The 17,108-nt window shown below is 73.0% G+C and carries 13 protein-coding genes; 6 read left to right on the top strand and 7 right to left on the bottom strand.

Going from position 1 to position 17,108, the window contains the following annotated elements:
- Positions 1-5 precede the first annotated feature (5 nt).
- From putP to AB0412_RS05535, 3 genes are all read right to left on the bottom strand, one after another.
- On the bottom strand, positions 6-3,614 hold the full coding sequence (gene putP, locus AB0412_RS05545; protein ID WP_366401166.1) for a sodium/proline symporter PutP: 3,609 nt from the start codon (positions 3,612-3,614) through the stop codon (positions 6-8).
- 215 nt (positions 3,615-3,829) lie between these two features.
- Positions 3,830-5,386, bottom strand: coding sequence for an MDR family MFS transporter (locus tag AB0412_RS05540; RefSeq protein ID WP_366401501.1), 1,557 nt, complete (start codon positions 5,384-5,386; stop codon positions 3,830-3,832).
- A 116-nt stretch (positions 5,387-5,502) separates the two neighbouring features.
- The gene (locus tag AB0412_RS05535; protein WP_366401500.1) at positions 5,503-6,210 is read right to left on the bottom strand and encodes a TetR family transcriptional regulator; all 708 of its coding nucleotides are present in this window, start codon (positions 6,208-6,210) and stop codon (positions 5,503-5,505) included.
- A 225-nt stretch (positions 6,211-6,435) separates the two neighbouring features.
- On the opposite strand from AB0412_RS05535, the gene dhaK reads away from it, so the two are divergent.
- Genes dhaK through AB0412_RS05520 form a run of 3 tightly spaced genes read left to right on the top strand, consistent with a single transcriptional unit; the run spans position 6,436 to position 8,499 of the window.
- Positions 6,436-7,428, top strand: a complete 993-nt coding sequence (dhaK, locus tag AB0412_RS05530) for a dihydroxyacetone kinase subunit DhaK (RefSeq protein ID WP_366401165.1) — start codon at positions 6,436-6,438, stop codon at positions 7,426-7,428.
- Positions 7,429-7,487: 59 nt separating this feature from the next.
- A complete protein-coding gene (gene dhaL / locus AB0412_RS05525; RefSeq protein WP_366401164.1) occupies positions 7,488-8,096 on the top strand; it encodes a dihydroxyacetone kinase subunit DhaL in 609 nt (202 codons plus the stop codon).
- Positions 8,089-8,499, top strand: a complete 411-nt coding sequence (locus AB0412_RS05520; protein ID WP_366401163.1) for a PTS fructose transporter subunit IIA — start codon at positions 8,089-8,091, stop codon at positions 8,497-8,499. Before dhaL ends, AB0412_RS05520 begins: the two co-directional genes overlap by 8 nt.
- Positions 8,500-8,791: 292 nt before the next feature.
- Here AB0412_RS05520 and AB0412_RS05515 read toward each other — a convergent pair whose 3' ends face one another.
- A complete protein-coding gene (locus AB0412_RS05515; RefSeq protein WP_366401162.1) occupies positions 8,792-9,490 on the bottom strand; it encodes a glycoside hydrolase family 75 protein in 699 nt (232 codons plus the stop codon).
- 375 nt (positions 9,491-9,865) lie between these two features.
- Between AB0412_RS05515 and AB0412_RS05510 the strand changes: the two genes are divergently transcribed.
- Complete coding sequence (locus AB0412_RS05510; protein WP_366401161.1) at positions 9,866-10,864, top strand: fibronectin type III domain-containing protein; 999 nt, start codon at positions 9,866-9,868, stop codon at positions 10,862-10,864.
- A 170-nt stretch (positions 10,865-11,034) separates the two neighbouring features.
- The gene (locus tag AB0412_RS05505; RefSeq protein WP_366401160.1) at positions 11,035-11,562 is read left to right on the top strand and encodes a hypothetical protein; all 528 of its coding nucleotides are present in this window, start codon (positions 11,035-11,037) and stop codon (positions 11,560-11,562) included.
- A gap of 51 nt (positions 11,563-11,613) precedes the next feature.
- On the opposite strand, the gene AB0412_RS05500 is transcribed toward AB0412_RS05505, so the two are convergent.
- The 3 genes from AB0412_RS05500 to AB0412_RS05490 all read right to left on the bottom strand — a co-directional run bounded on the left by AB0412_RS05500 (position 11,614) and on the right by AB0412_RS05490 (position 14,740).
- Positions 11,614-12,186, bottom strand: a complete 573-nt coding sequence (locus AB0412_RS05500; protein ID WP_366401159.1) for a PadR family transcriptional regulator — start codon at positions 12,184-12,186, stop codon at positions 11,614-11,616.
- Between the two features lie 49 nt (positions 12,187-12,235).
- Positions 12,236-14,251, bottom strand: coding sequence for an NADPH-dependent 2,4-dienoyl-CoA reductase (locus AB0412_RS05495; protein WP_366401158.1), 2,016 nt, complete (start codon positions 14,249-14,251; stop codon positions 12,236-12,238).
- Positions 14,252-14,368: 117 nt separating this feature from the next.
- The gene (locus AB0412_RS05490) at positions 14,369-14,740 is read right to left on the bottom strand and encodes a hypothetical protein (RefSeq protein WP_366401157.1); all 372 of its coding nucleotides are present in this window, start codon (positions 14,738-14,740) and stop codon (positions 14,369-14,371) included.
- Positions 14,741-15,015: 275 nt separating this feature from the next.
- Between AB0412_RS05490 and AB0412_RS05485 the strand changes: the two genes are divergently transcribed.
- The gene (locus tag AB0412_RS05485; RefSeq protein WP_366401156.1) at positions 15,016-17,094 is read left to right on the top strand and encodes a SpoIIE family protein phosphatase; all 2,079 of its coding nucleotides are present in this window, start codon (positions 15,016-15,018) and stop codon (positions 17,092-17,094) included.
- Positions 17,095-17,108 lie beyond the last annotated feature (14 nt).

Raw genomic sequence — 17,108 nt, 5'->3', positions numbered from 1 at the left:
CCGCGCTACACCTCGGCCGTCAGCCCCTGCTCCGCCCAGATGATCTTGCCGGTCGGGGTGTAACGGGTGCCCCAGCGGCGGGCCAGCTGGGCGACGATCAGCAGGCCGCGGCCACCCTCGTCGGTGGTACGGGCGTGGCGCAGGCGGGGCGAGGTGCTGCTGGCGTCGGAGACCTCGACGATGAGGCTGCGGTCGCGGATCAGGCGCAGGGAGACCGGTCCCGCGGCATGGCGGATGGCGTTGGTGACCAGTTCGCTGACGATGAGCTCCGTGGTGAAGGCCAGATGGTCCAGGCCCCAGTCCGCCAGGTGCCGGCCGGCGGCGTTGCGGGCGTCGGCGACCGCGGCCGGGTCGCTGGGCAGGTCCCAGGAGACCACCTGGTCCGGGGTCAGGATCCGGGTGCGGGCAAGGAGCAGGGCGGCGTCGTCCGGCGGCGGGCCCGTGAGCAGCGCGTCGACCACCCCCCGGCCGATCTCCTCCAGGGAGGGCCCGGGCACGGCGAGTGCCGCCCCGAGCCGGGCGATCCCCGCGTCGATGTCGCGGTCGAACGTCTCGACGAGCCCGTCGGTGTAGAAGGCGATGAGGCTGCCCTCGCCCAGCTCCACCTCGGCGGACTCGAAGGGGAGGTAGCCGAGGCCGAGGGGCGGGCCGGCGGGCAGGTCCAGGACCTCGGGGATGCCGCCCGCGTCGACGACCACCGGCGGCAGGTGGCCGGCCCGCGCCAGCGTGCACCGCCCGCTGACCGGGTCGTACACGGCGTACAGACAGGTGGCGCCGAGGAAGGCGGTGCCCGTGGCGATGTCCTCGGCGGAGGTCGGCTCCCGGTCGCCGTGCGGGTCCATGAGGCCGATGACGAGGTCGTCGAGGTGGGCGAGGAGTTCGTCCGGGGAGAGGTCCAGGTTGGCGAGGGTGCGCACCGCGGTGCGCAGTCGTCCCATCGTCGCCGCCGCGTTCATGCCGTGTCCGACGACGTCCCCGACGACCAGGGCGACCCGGGCCCCGGACAGCGGGATCACGTCGAACCAGTCGCCGCCCACCCCGCTGGGCGCGTCGGCCGGCTGGTACCAGGACGCCACCTCCAGGGCTGACCCGCCCGCCAGCGCCTGCGGCAGCAGGGCGCGCTGCATGGCGCGGGCGGCGGTGCGCTCGCGGGTGAAGCGGCGGGCGTTGTCGACGCACAGCGCCGCGCGGGAGACGATCTCCTCGGCGAGCCGCACGTCGTCCTCCTCGAAGGGACCCAGGCGCCTCGACCGGGCGAAGGTCGCCACGCCCAGGGTGACGCCGCGCGCTCGCACGGGGACCACCATCAACGAGCGGAAGTCGGACCGCAGGATGGACGCCCCGAGTGTCTCGTCCTCGGTCACCCAGGGGCTGGCGGCACGGTCCAGGGTGCGCTCCACGAGCGTCTTGCTGTCGAGCAGGCACCGGGTCACCGGTGAGGAGGGGGCCCGCCGGACCGCCTCCCCCACGGCCAGGCTGGCCTCCGGGCAGCCCTCACGCGCCGAGTGCTGGCCCGCCCGGCGGATGACCGGAGCCAGGCCGACCGGTCCGGGGGCCGGTTCCTCGCCCCGCATGACGGACTCCAGCAGGTCGACGGCGACGAAGTCGGCGATGGACGGCACGGCGACCTCGGCCAGTTCCTGCGCGGTCCGGGTCACGTTCAGCGTGCTGCCGATACGCGCGCCGGCGTCGTTGAGCAGGGCCAGGCGTTCCTGGGCGCGGCGGCGCTCGGTGACGTCGAGGACCATGTAGAGGATGCCGACGTTGCGGTCGTGGCGGTCCTTCATCCCGAAGAAGGAGACGGAGAGCGCACGCCCGGGGGCGGGGCTGGTCTCGGTGCCGCGGAACTCGAAGTCCATCACGGGTTCGCCGGTGCGCAGGACCGCGCGCATCCTGTCCTCGAAGGGCTCGGACTCCTCCGGCGGCAGCACCTCCCTCACCAGCCGGCCGAGCCGCTCCTCACGGGGGATCATGCGGTCCAGCGGCTCGTTCACCCAGACGTACCGCAGGTCGGTGTCGAGGACGGCCATGCCGACCGGGGCGTGCGTGAGGAAGGGGGCGACCATCAGCTGGCCGCCTCCCGGCATCCGCCAGAACGCCCGCTTCGGCGGCCGTCCCACGTACCGGCCGAACAGCAGGGCGGCGGCCGTGGCCACGAGCACGCCCGGCACCATCTCGTAGATGCCGGACTCGAGCGGTCCGAGCAGCGGGTTGATCCACTCCCACGCCAGTACGGTGCCGGCCCCCGACACGATCCCGGCCATCGCGCCCGCCCAGGTCATGCGCGGCCAGTAGAGGGACAGCACGACGACCGGTCCGAAGGCGGCACCGAAGCCCGCCCAGGCGTAGGCGACGATGCTCAGCACTCCGTCGCCGCGCAGCGCGATCACCAGGGCCACCAGGATCACCGCGACGACGGCGGCGCGCCCGATCCACACCAGGGCGGCGTCGGAGGCGCGCCGGTTGAGGAATGCGCGGTAGAAGTCCTCCGTCAGGGCGATGGACGACACCAGCAGCTGGCTGTCCGCGGTGGAGATGACGGCGGCCAGTACGGCGACCAGCAGCACCCCGGCCACCCAGGGGTCGAGCAGGGTCCGGCACAGTGCGATGAACACCGTCTCGGGGTCGGTGAGCGGTGCACCGAGCTCCCCGATGCCCGCGAGGCCCACGAGCGTGGCGCCGGTGAGGACGACGACGACCCAGCCGGTCCCGATACGGCGGGCGGCGGGTACGTCCTGGCTGCTGCGGATGCCCATGAAGCGGGCCAGGATGTGCGGCTGGCCGAAGTAGCCGAGGCCCCAGGCGAGCAGCGAGACGATCGCCACGGCGCCGAGACTCCCGCCGGCCGTCCACTCCCCGCCCCCGTAGATCACCCGGCTGCCCGGCTCGCGCAGGCCCGGCTCCCTGCGGTCGAGGGCGTCGCCCATGGGGCCGAAGCCGCCGAGGGAGGCGATGGCCGTCGCGGGGAGCACGACGAGCGCGAGGAGCATGAGCGAGGCCTGCATGACGTGGGTCATGCTGACCGCGAGGAAGCCGCCCAGGCCCGAGTAGACGACGATCAGCAGGGCGGTCAGGGTGGCGCCCACCTCGAAGGGCAGGTCGAAGATCGTCTCGAACAGCACCCCGCCCGCCACCAGGCCACTGCCGACGTAGACGGTGAAGAAGACCAGGGTGACCGCCGCCGAGACCAGCCTGAGCATCCGGGTGCGGTCCTCGAACCGCTCCTCCAGATACGCCGACAGGCTCACGGCGTTCTCGGCGTGCTCGGTGTAGGTGCGCAGCCTCGGCGCGACGAACAGCCAGTTCAGATAGGTGCCGACCGCCAGGCCGACGGCGATCCAGACGTAGCCCGTGCCTGCCGCGTAGACCGCCCCGGGAAGAGCCAGGAACAGCCAGCCGGACATGTCGCTGGCCCCGGCGGACAGACCGGCGACGAGCGGGCGGAGCCTGCGCCCGCCGAGCGCGAAGTCGGTGAAGCGACGCGTGCGGGTGTAGGCCCAGACGCCTGTTGCGACCATGGCGACCGCGTACAGGACGAACGTGGTCACGATCGGCGCGCTCAAGTCGAACATATGGTCCTCGCCCGCGAGGTTCGCGTTCAGCGTGGTGGCCATCGGCCCGGCCGACAGCTTCCCGCCTTGGCGACAAATGTACAGATTACGGGCAGGTGTTTCCCGGCCTGACGGCTCAGGCACCGAGAGGGGCCCGGTCCGCGGCGGGGCTCGCGGGCACCGGGCCGGGTGTCCCGGCCGCGGCGGACGACGGACGGGCGGGCCGGTCGGCTCCCGGGGGACGGAGGCCGGCCGTCCCCCGGGAGGTGCGCCTCGGATCAGCCGACCGGCGCCGCCGGCGCCTGTGCGGCGGCGTCGGACTCCTGGGCCAGGCGCTCCATGCCGCTCGTGTCCTTCAGCGGCTTCTCCTTGATGAACAGGACCGCGACGAGGGCGAGCAGCGCGAACGGCGTGGCGACCAGGAACAGCTCCGCGGTGGCGACGCCGTACGCGTGCTCCACGACGTCCCGCATCGGTGCCGGCAGCGTGGTCATGTCCGGCACGCCGTGACCCGCGGCCTGGCCGGAACCGGCGGGCACACCTGCCTGCCGCAGCCCCTCGGCCATCTCGGTGGCGACCCGATTGGCCAGGATCGCGCCGAGCACGCTGGTGCCGATGGTGCCGCCCATACTGCGGAAGAAGGACAACACCGAGGTCGCGGCGCCGAGTTCGGAGGCCGGCACGTCGTTCTGCGCGGCGAGCACCAGGTTCTGCATCAGCATGCCGACGCCGATCCCCATGACCGCCATGTAGAGGCTGAGCAGGCCGAAGTGCGTGTCGGCGCCGATGGTGGAGAGCAGGCCGAGGCCGACCGTCATGGCGACGGCGCCGATGCCGAGGTAGATCTTCCAGCGGCCGGTGACGCTGATGAGCTGGCCGGCGATCGTGGAGGAGACGAGCAGGCCCAGGATCATGGGCAGGCTCATCAGGCCCGCGACCGTGGGGGACTTGCCCAGGGACACCTGGAAGTACTGGGAGAGGAACACGGTGCCGCCGAACATGGCCACACCGACCAGCAGGCTGGCGAGCGTGGTCAGCGACACGGTGCGGTTGCGGAAGATGCCCAGCGGAATGATCGGCTCGGCGACCCGCGACTCGACGTAGACCGCGGCCGCCAGGAGCAGCACGCCGCCGGCGACCAGGACGGCGGTCTGCCAGGACGCCCAGTCGAACTGGTTGCCGGCCAGGGAGACCCAGATGAGCAGCGCGCAGACGCCCGCGACGATGAGGAAGGCGCCCAGGAAGTCGATCTTCGCTTCGCGGCGGACCGTGGGCAGCTTCAGCGTGCGCTGCAGCAGCACGATGGCCAGCAGCGCGAACGGTACGCCGATGAAGAAGCACCAGCGCCAGCCCAGCCAGGAGGTGTCCACCAGGACCCCGCCGATGAGCGGCCCGGCCACGGTGCCGACGGCGAAGACGGCGCCGAAGATCCCGGCGTACTTGCCGAGCCTGCGCGGCGGGATGATGGCCGCCATCACCACCTGCGCCAGGGCCGTGAGGCCGCCCGCGCCGATGCCCTGGGCGACCCGGCTGAAGATCAGCAGACCCACGTCGTGGGAGAAGCCCGCGAGCAGTGAGCCGACCACGAACATGCCGAGGGAGAGCTGGAGCAGCAGCTTCTGGTTGTAGAGGTCGGCGAGCTTGCCCCACAGGGGCACGGTGGCCGTCATGGCCAGCAGTTCGGCGGTGACGACCCAGGTGTAGGAGGACTGACTGGCCTCGAGGTCGGCGATGATCCGGGGCAGTGCGTTGGAGACCACGGTCCCGGCGAGGATGGCGACGAACATGCCCGCCATCAGCCCGGACATGGCCTGGAGTATCTGCCGGTTGGACATGGAGGTCGGGGGCGCCTCTTGCGCCACGGGTGGAGTCACATCGTCTCTTTCGAAATGCGGCACGGGGCACGACCCGGCGTACCGGTGGGAAGGGGTACGGGCGGCTGGGGAGTCGGTCAGCGGCGCCCGGAGTCGGCGGGCCGCGGCGGCTCGGACAGTCCGGCCGCCAGGTGGTCGAACACCTCTCGGAACACGTCGTCGAAGGCGGCCTCGTCCTGGCGGACGCACCAGTGCTCGACCGCGACCCGGACGGCCGAGACGGCGACGGCGGCGACCAGCCGCGGGTACAGCCCGAGCGCCCGCCGTCGCTGCTCGGCCTCGGCCGCCGTGCACTCGGCACGATCGCCGGAGAACAGGGGCGAGCCGGCGCCGATCCGCTCGGCGACCGCCTCGGCCAGATGGAGCTCGTCCGCCATGTGGGCGCCGATGCTGCGCGCCAGGAGGTCCGGGGACCGGCGCAGCACCTCGGCGTGCAGGCGCCACAGCTCGTGTTGCTGCTCGATCTCCTGCAGCTCCAGCGCGATGGCGTCGCGCAGCGCCTCGAGCGGCGACAGCTCGCCCGGCGCGTCGAGCACGGCGCCGCGGACCCGGGCACTCGACTCCGCGCCGACCATCACGAAGACGTCGTCGCGGGAGTCGAAGTAGTTGAAGAAGGTGCGTGCCGAGACACCCGCCGCCTCGCTGATCGCGTCGACGGTGACGTGCTCGACCCCGTGCTGTGCGGCCATCCGCACCGCCGCCTCGACGAGCGCCGCACGCGTGGCGCGCTTCTTGCGCTCTCGCCAGCCGCCTTCCGCGGCCACCCTCTCCTTCACGTATTGCATAGTACGCAAAAATGCAGAGTCTGCAATCTTGCCGGTCCCGCACGGCCGACCGTGTACCCGCGCCCCGGACTCGCGCTCCCCAAGGGGTGCCCGACGCGGGCCGCCCACCGATACTTGGCGTGGGACGGGCTGCCGCAGCTCCCGCCCGCCTGATGACCCGTCAACCAGTCCGGCGAAGAAGACACAGGCCAGGGCACTGCCTGCTGACGTAACTCGGAGGTACCCATGAGGATGCTCATCAACGTCCCGGAGACCGTGGTCGCGGACGCGCTGCGCGGGATGGCGGCGGCCCACCCGGAGCTGGCGGTCGACGTGGAGAACCGGGTGGTCGTACGACGCGACGCGCCCGTGGCCGGGAAGGTGGGCCTGGTCTCCGGCGGAGGCTCCGGGCACGAACCGCTGCACGGCGGCTTCGTCGGGCCGGGGATGCTCTCGGCTGCCTGTCCCGGCGAGGTGTTCACCTCCCCCGTGCCCGACCAGATGGTGCGGGCGGCGGCGGCCGTGAACAGCGGGGCCGGGGTGCTGTTCATCGTGAAGAACTACACCGGTGACGTGCTGAACTTCGACATGGCCGCCGAGCTCGCCGAGGACGAGGGCATCCAGGTGGCGAAGGTACTGGTCAACGACGACGTGGCGGTGACCGACAGCCTGTACACGGCGGGCCGGCGCGGCACCGGCGCGACGCTGTTCGTGGAGAAGATCGCGGGTGCCGCGGCGGAGGAGGGGCAGTCGCTGGAGCGGGTGGAGGCGATCGCCCGGCAGGTGAACGAGAGCTCCCGCAGCTTCGGTGTGGCGCTCAGCGCCTGCACCACCCCCGCCAAGGGCACCCCCACCTTCGATCTGCCTGCCGGCGAGCTGGAGTTGGGCATCGGCATCCACGGTGAGCCCGGCCGGGAACGGCGGCCGATGATGACGTCGGGCGAGATCGCCGACGTGGCCGTCGCGGCCATCCTGGACGATGTCACCCCGCGCAACCCGGTGCTGGTCCTCGTCAACGGCATGGGCGCGACGCCACTGCTGGAGCTGTACGGCTTCAACGCCGAGGTGCAGCGGGTGCTCTCCGAGCGGGGCGTCCCGGTCGCGCGGGTCCTGGTCGGCAACTACGTCACGTCCCTGGACATGGCGGGGGCGTCGGTCACCCTGTGCGAGATCGACGAGGAGCTGCTGCGGCTGTGGGACGCGCCGGTGCGCACGCCGGGGCTGCGCTGGGGCATGTGAACGGGGCCGGGATCATCGGATCACACGTAGCCGGCCCATCTACCACGCGAGGAGTTCCCGTGCTCGACGTCCATTTCTTCCGCCGCTGGATGGCGATCACCGCCGCATCCGTGGACCGCGAGGCGGAACGGCTCACCGCCCTCGACTCGCCCATCGGCGACGCCGATCACGGCACCAATCTCCAGCGCGGGTTCAGCGCGGTCCGTCAGGCGCTGGAGAAGGAGCCGCCCGCCACGCCCGGTGCGGTGCTGACCCAGGCCGGGCGGCTGCTGATCTCGACCGTGGGCGGCGCGTCCGGCCCGCTGTACGGGACGCTGCTGCGCCGTACCGGCAAGGCGCTCGGGGACGCCGGAGAGGTCGGCGAGGAGCAGCTGGCCGAGGCGCTGCGCGCCGGGGTGGACGCGGTGATGCAGCTCGGGGGTGCGGCGCCGGGGGACAAGACGATGATCGACGCGCTGGTGCCCGCGGTGGACGCGCTCGGCGACTCCTTCACGGCGGCGCGCGAGGCCGCGGAGGAGGGTGCCGTCGGCACGACGCCGTTGCAGGCGCGCAAGGGCAGGGCGAGTTATCTGGGCGAGCGCAGCATCGGACATCAGGATCCCGGGGCCACCTCGGCGGCGCTGCTGATCGCCGCCCTGGTCGACGCGTCGGAGGCCGGCGGTGAGTGACGAGAAGCTGGTGGGGATCGTACTGGTGTCGCACAGCGCACAGGTGGCCGCGTCGGTGGCGGAGCTCGCGAAGGGGCTCTCGGGTGCCGGTACGGCCGTGCCGGTGGCACCGGCGGGCGGCACCGAGGCCGGTGAACTGGGCACGAGCGCCGAGCTGATCGCCGCGGCGGCCGCGTCCGTCGACCGCGGGGCGGGAGTGGCCGTACTGACCGATCTGGGCAGCGCGGTCCTCACCGTGAAGGCCCTGCTCGCCGAGGGCGACGAACTCCCCGACCGCACCCGCCTGGTGGACGCGCCCTTCGTGGAGGGCGCGGTCGCCGCGGTGGTGACGGCGGCGACGGGAGCGGACCTGGCGGCGGTGGAGGCGGCTGCTGCGGAGGCGTACTCGTATCGGAAGGTGTAGGGGCGGCGATCGGTGGTGTGAGGGGCGGCGAGGAGCGCCGGGCAGGGGCTCTGGGGCGACAGCGCGCCGGACCGTGCGCGGCGGCCGGGCGCCGAGGGCCGCCGCAGGCGTCATGCCGAGACCCGGGCAGCCCGGAGACCTGCTGGGCGGCCGGGCGCCGACGGTCTGGGCCGGCGTCACGCCCAGACCCGCGCTGCACCGAGACCCTGCGCGGCGGCCGGGTGCCGAACGGTGTGCGGCGTCGAGTGCCGGACGGCCACAGGTGCGGGGAGTCGCGGTGTGGGCGTTCGGCTCAGTCGGCGTTCACGAAGGCGCGGGCCAGGCGCTCGCCGGTCGCCTCCGCGGCACCGCGGTCCTCGATGGGGGTCACCCGGCTGTTCTTGAACACGATGTAGGTGACTCCTGCGGGTGTGCCGCCGCCCTGGGGGTCCGGGTCGATGCCGAGTGCCTTCGCCGTCGCGTAGGACGCCTCGCCGATGATGCCGGTGGGGCCGGTGTCACCGACGACCGCGTACTGCACGCGGTCGCCGTACACGACCGCCGCGACGGAGCCGCCGCGTACGCCGTGCGCCCGGTAGTCCCACAGGGCGCTGGGCGCGGGCACCACGACGAAGGGCAGCTTCTCCGAGCTCAGCGGGCGGCCGTCGGACTGCGCGAAGGCGGTGGAGGCGGAGAAGTACGGATCGGTGCGGGCGTTGCAGTGGGTACCGGGGCGCCCGTCGCAGTCGATGTCCATGTCGGCCTTCCAGAAGACCGCCTCGGAGGTTCCGCACACGGGGACGGTGGCGGGCTTGCCCTGGTCGGTGCGGTACCGGCCGTCGGAGACGCGGGTGCAGTCACGCACCTCGGCCAGCAGGTCGGCGGCGGTCACCGCGTCCTCGGACAGCGCGACGGGCTCGATGTGCGGGCCGGACGCGGTGGTGTGCAGTGCGGTGGGGGCGAGCAGGGCGACGCCGGCCACGGCCAGAGCGATCGACTGGACACGGGACACGTAGGGGGCCTCTCACTGGGGGACAGGACGGCACTTCAGGGCCAATCTCATCCCGGAGTCGGGCCGGGGCCACCGCAACACGGCCGGACGAGGCAGCGAGAACCGGGCGCGGATGGCGGCCGGGGGCCTGGAGTCCGTGCCGGATCCGGCCGCCCGGCCACCCCGTCGGCGCGGGATCTGCGACGACAGCGGTGTCCGCGCCGCGGGCATGAACTCCCCAGCGCACAGGAGCAGTTCAGCCGTGACGACGCCAGCATACGTAATCGCGGCGCAGCCCCCCACGACCCGCCTCTTGATGTGATCGCGTCACCCACGTCATATTGGTCCGGACCATTGCTCGGACCGTTCCCGTGTGCTGCCCCGGGAGGCTGAATCGTGCGAGGCGTTCCCCCTGCCCTGCCCCGGTGCCGTCGGCTCGCGCTCTGCGGCCTGCTCCTGCTGGTCGCCTCCTGCGGCTGGGGCGGGTCCGGGAGCGGGGACGGCGGTCGCCCGCCCGCTGCGCCGACGGGCGTCACCGCCGAGGCCGGCAGCGCCACCAGCGTGCATGTGATGTGGAACGCGATCGCCGCCGCTGACGCCGAGGTGAGCCGGTACGAGGTGTATCGGGGCACCACAAAGGTCAAGGAGGTCCCCGGTTCCGAGCACATGGTTGATGTCACCAGGCTCCGGCCGTCCACCACGTATGTCTTCACCGTGCGGGCGCGCGACGCCGACGGGCGGCTCGGCCCGCGCAGCCGCGAGGTCCGGGCGACGACGCCCGCGGCCGCGGCGGCCGACCGCTCCGCCCCCACCCGGCCCGCACGGCTGCGCGGCGAACCGGCCGGCGGCCGAGCCGTCCAGCTGTCCTGGTCCGCCGCGACCGACGACCGCGGCGTGGTGTCGTACGACGTCTACCAGGGCGGCACGAAGATCCACAGCGTCGGCGGGAGCCAGACGGCCGCCGTCGTCACGGGGCTGCGGCCGGGCACCCGCTACGCCTTCACCGTCCGGGCCCGGGACGCCGCCGACAACCTCTCCCCCGCCGGCCCCGCGGTCCGGGTCACCACGCCGGGCCGCGACGACGGCACCTCGAGCGCGCCCACCGGGTTCCGCGCCGGGACGCACCGTTCGGACGGGGCGTACTACATCGATCTGAGCTGGGTGCCGCCGCGGGTGGACGGGATGATCACCGAGTACGAGATCCAGCTGGACGGCCGCACCGTGACCTCGCTCGTCTTCGGCGGCGAGGCTCCGCGCGACCGGGCGAGGTACAGCTTCTACGTGGGGCGGGAGCCGGGGGCGAGCCACCGGGTGCGGATCCGGGCGATGCTGCCGGACGGCACCTGGGGCGGCTTCTCGGCGGAGCGCACCGTGCGGACCGGCACGCCGCGCTGACGTCGGCCCGGGCATCGGCCGGAGGACGGACAGTGTCACCTTCCCGGCGGCGGCCGGAGTGCATGCCGCGCGGGGTGCGCATTGGCTGGCCCCGTGGCAGCACGGGCGTTCCCCGATCCTCGGCGGCGCAAGGGATGTACCGCCAGCCGTGCCGCCGGAAGGCAGTCGACATGCGCTACGCGAAGCCTGTGATCCGCTCCGGTCCGACCGCGGCAGCCGCCGCCGCGCTGGCCCTCGCCCTCGCCCCGCCCGCCGCCGCGGGTCCGGGCGTCTCCGTCAGCACGGCCGGGTCGACCGTCTCGGTCACCACGACGGCGTGCACCCAGGTCGGCGGCAGTTGGGGCACCGCCTCGCTGCTCACCAGCAGTCAGGCGACCTTCTCGCAGGGCCGCCAGGTCGCGCTGTCGGGGACCTCCGCGGGACAGTCCGCGGCCTGGTCCAACGTCAGCCCGGGCACGTACACGGTGATCGTCATGTGCTCCAACGGCAACACGGCGGGCACCCAGTCGGTCGTCGTCTCCTCCGCGCCCAGCCCCACCCCGACCGCCTCACCGTCCCTCGGGGTGATGGGCGGCGTGGGCGGCAGCTCCACCGACTACGGCACGGTGACGCTCGTGGCGGGCGGCGCGCTGGTCGCCACCGGAGTCGTCGGCACGGCCTGGTACCTGCGCCGGCGCAGCCGGCCGCACCGCCTGTGACCCGGCGCCGGCCGCCCGCTCCGACGCGCTCCAGTCGGGCGGCCGGCGTCGTCATTCCGCCTCGGCAGCGTGAGCGTCGGTGGTCCTGCCCGGCAGCCGCTCGAACTCCGCGAGCGCGTGGTCGAGCCACCGGGTCCAGAAGGTCTCCAGGTCGATGCCGGCCCGGAGCACCAGGTGCCGCAGCCGGTCCTCGGCCTCGTCCCTGCCGGGCGGGAAGTCGCGCTGCTCGATCTCCCGGTATTCCGCCAACTGCCGTGCGTGCAGTTCGCGGTGGCGGCGCAGATCGGCCGCGAGGCCGTCCGTGCCGACCACGGCCGCGGCCCTGAGCCGGAGCAGCAGCGGGTCGCGGTGCGGCCTCGGCGGCTGGGACGCGGCGGTCCAGCGGGCCAGTTCGGCCCGGCCCGCCGGCAGCACCTCGTAGGACTTCTTCTGCCCACGGGCCGGCTGCTCGGCGGGCAGCGCCCGGATCAGGCCCTCGGCCTCCAGTTTTCCCAGCTCGCGATAGATCTGCTGGTGCGTCGCCGACCAGAAGTAGCCGATCGACTTGTCGAACCGGCGGGTCAGCTCCAGCCCCGACGACGGCTTCTCGAGCAGGGCGGTGAGGATCGCGTGCGGGAGTGACATGAGGCTCATCCTAGGGACGGGCCGCGCAGCCCCCTCCCGCCGCCGGTCCCTACAGCGCCGCCGCCAGTTCGGTGCCCTGCTTGATGGCGCGCTTGGCGTCCAGTTCGGCGGCGACGTCGGCCCCGCCGATCAGATGGACCGGGCGGCCGGCGGCGACCAGCTCCTCGTACAGGTCGCGGCGCGGCTCCTGGCCGGTGCACAGGACGACGGTGTCGACCTCCAGGACGGTGCTCTCGCCGTCAAGGGTGATGTGCAGTCCGGCGTCGTCGATCCGGTCGTAGCGCACGCCCGGGACCATGGTGACGCCGCGGTGCTTGAGCTCGGTGCGGTGGATCCAGCCGGTGGTCTTGCCGAGTCCGGCGCCGACCTTGGAGGTCTTGCGCTGGAGCAGGTGCACGGTGCGCGGCGGGGCGGGCCGCTCGGGTGCGGCGAGACCGCCGGGGCCGCGGTAGTCGAGGTCGACGCCCCACTGGCGGAAGTACGTCTCGGGGTTCTCGTGGGCCTTGTCGCCGGAGTCGGTGAGGAACTCGGCGACGTCGAAGCCGATGCCGCCCGCGCCGAGGATCGCGACGCGGTCGCCGACGGGGGCGCCGTCCCGCAGCACGTCGAGGTAACCGAGGACGCTCGGGTGGTCGACGCCGGGGATGTCGGGGACCCGCGGGGTGACGCCGGTGGCGACGACGATCTCGTCGTGCTCGGCGACGTCGGCGGGCGTGACGCGGGTGTCGAGGCGTACGTCGACGGCGAGTTCGGCGAGCCGGGTGCGGAAGTAGCGCAGGGTCTCGTCGAACTCCTGCTTGCCAGGGACCTTGCGGGCGACGTTGAGCTGGCCGCCGATCTCGCTCGCCGCGTCGAACAGCGTGACGTCGTGGCCGCGTTCGGCGGCGCTCACCGCGCAGGCGAGCCCGGCCGGTCCGGCGCCGACGACCGCGACGCGCTTGCGGCGGCGGGTCGGGGCGAGCACCAGCTCGGTCTCGTGACAGGCGCGCGGGTTGACCAGGCAGGAGGTGATCTGCCCGCTGAAGGTGTGGTCGAGGCAGGCCTGGTTGCAGCCGATGCAGGTGTTGATCGCCTCGGGCCGGCCGTCGGCGGCCTTGGCCACGAAGTCGGGGTCGGCGAGCATCGGGCGGGCCATCGACACCATGTCCGCGCAGCCCTCGGCGAGCAGCTGCTCGGCCAGTTCGGGGGTGTTGATGCGGTTGGTGGTGACGAGCGGGACCGACACCTCGCCCATGAGGCGCTTGGTCACCCAGGTGTAGGCGCCGCGCGGCACGGAGGTGGCGATCGTGGGGATCCGGGCCTCGTGCCAGCCGATGCCGGTGTTGATGATGGTGGCGCCGGCGGTCTCGACGGCCTTGGCGAGCGTGATCACCTCGTCGAGGGTGGAGCCGCCGGGCACGAGGTCCAGCATGGACAGCCGGTAGACGACGATGAAGTCCTCGCCGACCGCCTCGCGCACCCGGCGGACGATCTCGACGGGGAAGCGCATCCGGTTCTCGTAGGAGCCGCCCCAGCGGTCGGTGCGGTGGTTGGTCTGCCGGGCGATGAACTCGTTGATCAGATAGCCCTCGGAGCCCATGATCTCCACGCCGTCGTAGCCGGCCGCGCGGGCGAGGCGGGCGGTGCGGGCGTAGTCGTCGATGGTGCGCTCGACCTCGGCGTCGGTCAGCTCGCGGGGCTCGAAGGGGCTGATGGGCGCCTGGAGGGGGCTGGGGGCGACCAGGTCGCGGTGGTAGGCGTACCGGCCGAAGTGCAGGATCTGCAGGGCGATGCGTCCGCCCTCGCGGTGGACGGCGGCGGTGACGACCCGGTGCTGCTCGGCCTCCGCCTCGGTGGTGAGCCTGGCGCCGCCCTCGTAGGGCCGGCCCTCGTCGTTGGGGGCGATGCCGCCGGTGACGATGAGGCCCACGCCGCCGCGGGCGCGGGCCGCGTAGAACTCGGCCATGCGGGAGAAGCCGCCCTCGGCCTCCTCCAGACCCACGTGCATGGAGCCCATGAGGACCCGGTTGGGCAGGGTGGTGAAGCCCAGGTCGAGGGGCGACAGCAGGTGCGGGTATCGGGTCATCGGGCCCTCCGTGCGCGGGTGTGGTGCCTCTGTTGTAGAGGACTCCCCCGCCTTTATGCAACGAGTTGCATAAAGGGTGACGGAGGGCACAGGGACAGATGCCTCCAGCGGTGCCCGTCAGCGGCTCTCGAGCCTCAGATGCAGCTCCTCCTCCTGGTCACCGGGGACCTTGCTCAGGTCGTGCACGGTGAACAGGGAGTCCAGGGTCGTGCGGAACCGGTCGATCGCCCAGTAGCCGCCCTGCACATCGGCGTCGACCGTGGCCGACAGCTTGACGGGCCGCGCGGTGCCCTCGAGGGCGTCGGCCACGTCGAACGTTCCCAGCCACACCGTGGGCCGGGTCTCGTGGAACTCCTCGGGGATGTCGTCGGCGCACCGGTCGGACGTGAAGCACGCGCACAGCGTGTCGAACACGATCCGAGCGTCGTGCTTGCTGCATCCGCTGATCTCGACCGAGACCGTCTCCGGGTGCGTCTGCTCGCTGCCCATCGTGACCGCTCCTCTCGTGTCCCCGCCCCTCCCCCAGCAAAGCACCACCGGCCGGACGGCACTACCCGCGGGCAGGTCCTTCCCCGGGCACGAGAGGGCGTGGGACCGTGCGGGTGCCGAGGTCGGTGCCGCTTCGGCGGGGCGCCCGCCGCCATGTTGGGAGAAGGTGGAAACAGACGGCAGGAGCGGCGGAAATTCGCCCCCGCGCGCGGTAGAACAAGGGGAGTCGGCACCGTGACAGCGGGCCGTGAGGATCGGCGAAGGCGGGGCGTGGGATGAGTGCAGCCGGGTCACCCCTGGTCGAGGGCGACGGACCGGCGCGCGGGCCGGTGCGCCCCAGCGGGCTGCTCGACGTGCTGGGCGTGGCCTCGGTGGTCCTGGACACCGAGGGACGGGTCGTCCTGTGGAGCCCGCAGGCCGAGGAGCTGTTCGGGTACAGCGCCCAGGAGGCGCTGGGCCAGTACGCCGCCCGGATCATGGTGCACGAGCAGCACCTGGACCTCGTCGTGAAGCTGTTCGCGGACGTGATGCGCACCGGCCAGAGCTGGGCCGGGGCCTTCCCCATACGGCGCAAGGACGGCACCACCCGGCTGGTGGAGTTCCGCAACATGCGGCTGCTGGACGACCGGGGGGACGTGTACGCACTCGGTCTCGCCGTCGACCAGTCGACCGTGCGCCGACTGGAGCGGGACGTGGCGCTGTCCACCCGGATCGTCGCCCAGTCCCCGATCGGGCTCGCCGTGCTGGACACGAATCTGCGCTACGCCTCGGTCAACCCGGCTCTGGAGCAGATCAACGGGGTCCCGGCGGAGGAGCATCTGGGCCGTACGGTCCGTGAGGTGCTGCCGCTGCTGGACGCCGACGCCATCGAGACCGCCGCGCGCCGGGTCCTGGACTCCGGGAAGCCGGTCGTCGACCAGCCCGCGATCGGCCGTACGCCGGCCGACCCGGACGAGGACCACGCCTGGTCGGTGTCGCTGTACCGGCTGGAGAACGCGCTCGGCACGGTCCTGGGCGTGGCCGTGTCGGTGGTCGACGTCACCGAGCAGTACCGGGCGGGCATCGAGGCAGAGGCCGCGCGGCGCCGCCTCGGCCTGATCGCCGACGCCACCGCCCGGATCGGCACCACGCTCGACCTGGACCGTACGGCCCGTGAGCTCGCCGACGTGGCGGTGCCCGAGCTGGCCGACGTGGCGGCGGTGGATCTGCTGGACGCGGTGGTCCGGGGCCGGCGCAGCACGCTGGGCCCCGCCGAGTCGGCGGTGATCCGGGCGCTGGCGGTGCAGGCCGACGAGGCGCCGGACGCGCTGCGGGCGGCCGACCCGCCCGGTCAGGTGGCCCGGTACGGCCCGGACCGGCTGGTCACCGAGTGCGTGCGCACCGCCCGGCCGGTGATGGTGCCGCAGGTCAAGGACGAGGACCTGCCCCGGATCGCCCGCTCACCGGAGGCGGCCGAACTGCTGGGGCGGGCCGGGGTGCACTCGTATCTGGCCGTACCGCTGATCGCGCGCGGTGAGGTGCTGGGCGCCCTCGATCTCAAGCGCACCCGCAATCCGCTGCCGTTCGACGAGGACGATCTGCTGCTGGCCCGGGAGCTGGCGTCCCGGGCGGCCGTACAGATCGACAACGCCCGCTGGTACCAGAACGCCCGTGACGCCGCGCTGACCCTGCAGCGCAGCCTGCTGCCCAGCCATCCGCCGGTCACCGGCGGTCTCGAGGTCGCCTCCCGCTACCAGCCGGCGGGCGCCACCAGCGAGGTCGGCGGGGACTGGTTCGACGTCATCCCGCTGGACGACGGCAAGACGGCCCTGGTGGTGGGGGACGTCATGGGCAGCGGCATCACGGCGGCGGCCACGATGGGGCGGCTGCGCACGGCGACGAACACGCTGGCCGCCCTGGACCTGGATCCGGCCGTGCTGCTGGAGCACCTCGACCGCATCACCGGCGGGCTCGACCAGGCCATCGCCACCTGTGTGTACGTCGTCCACGACCCCCGTGAGGGCTGCTGCCTGATCGCCAACGCCGGCCATCTGCCGCCGGTGCGGGTGCGGGCCGGCCGCGACCCCGAGCTGCTGGACCTGCCGACCGGGGTGCCACTCGGTGTGGGCGGCGTCGGCTTCTCCACGACCACCGTGGACCTCGAACCGGGCGACCGTCTGGTCCTCTACACCGACGGTCTGGTGGAGACCAGGCGCCACACGCTCGACGAACGTCTCGACCGCCTCCTCACCCTGCTGGACGGCCCCGACCGCCCCCTGGAGGAGGTCTGCGACCTCCTCCTGCGCACCCTGCACGAGCCCGACAACTTCGACGACGTGGCCCTCCTGATCGCCCGCGCGAGGACAGACGGCTGAGCCACCCGGCGCAA

It is taken from the genome of Streptomyces sp. NPDC052012 (genome assembly GCF_040689265.1).
GTDB lineage: Bacteria > Actinomycetota > Actinomycetes > Streptomycetales > Streptomycetaceae > Streptomyces.
This window is presented reverse-complemented; position numbering and strand designations above follow the sequence as displayed.

Coding starts and splice junctions, on each gene's coding strand:
- putP (WP_366401166.1), bottom strand. CDS start 3,614: ATGGCCACCACGCTGAACGCGAACCTCGCGGGCGAGGACCATATGTTC.
- AB0412_RS05540 (WP_366401501.1), bottom strand. CDS start 5,386: ATGTCCAACCGGCAGATACTCCAGGCCATGTCCGGGCTGATGGCGGGC.
- AB0412_RS05535 (WP_366401500.1), bottom strand. CDS start 6,210: ATGCAATACGTGAAGGAGAGGGTGGCCGCGGAAGGCGGCTGGCGAGAG.
- dhaK (WP_366401165.1), top strand. CDS start 6,436: ATGAGGATGCTCATCAACGTCCCGGAGACCGTGGTCGCGGACGCGCTG.
- AB0412_RS05505 (WP_366401160.1), top strand. CDS start 11,035: ATGCGCTACGCGAAGCCTGTGATCCGCTCCGGTCCGACCGCGGCAGCC.
- AB0412_RS05500 (WP_366401159.1), bottom strand. CDS start 12,186: ATGTCACTCCCGCACGCGATCCTCACCGCCCTGCTCGAGAAGCCGTCG.
- AB0412_RS05495 (WP_366401158.1), bottom strand. CDS start 14,251: ATGACCCGATACCCGCACCTGCTGTCGCCCCTCGACCTGGGCTTCACC.
- AB0412_RS05490 (WP_366401157.1), bottom strand. CDS start 14,740: ATGGGCAGCGAGCAGACGCACCCGGAGACGGTCTCGGTCGAGATCAGC.
- AB0412_RS05485 (WP_366401156.1), top strand. CDS start 15,016: ATGAGTGCAGCCGGGTCACCCCTGGTCGAGGGCGACGGACCGGCGCGC.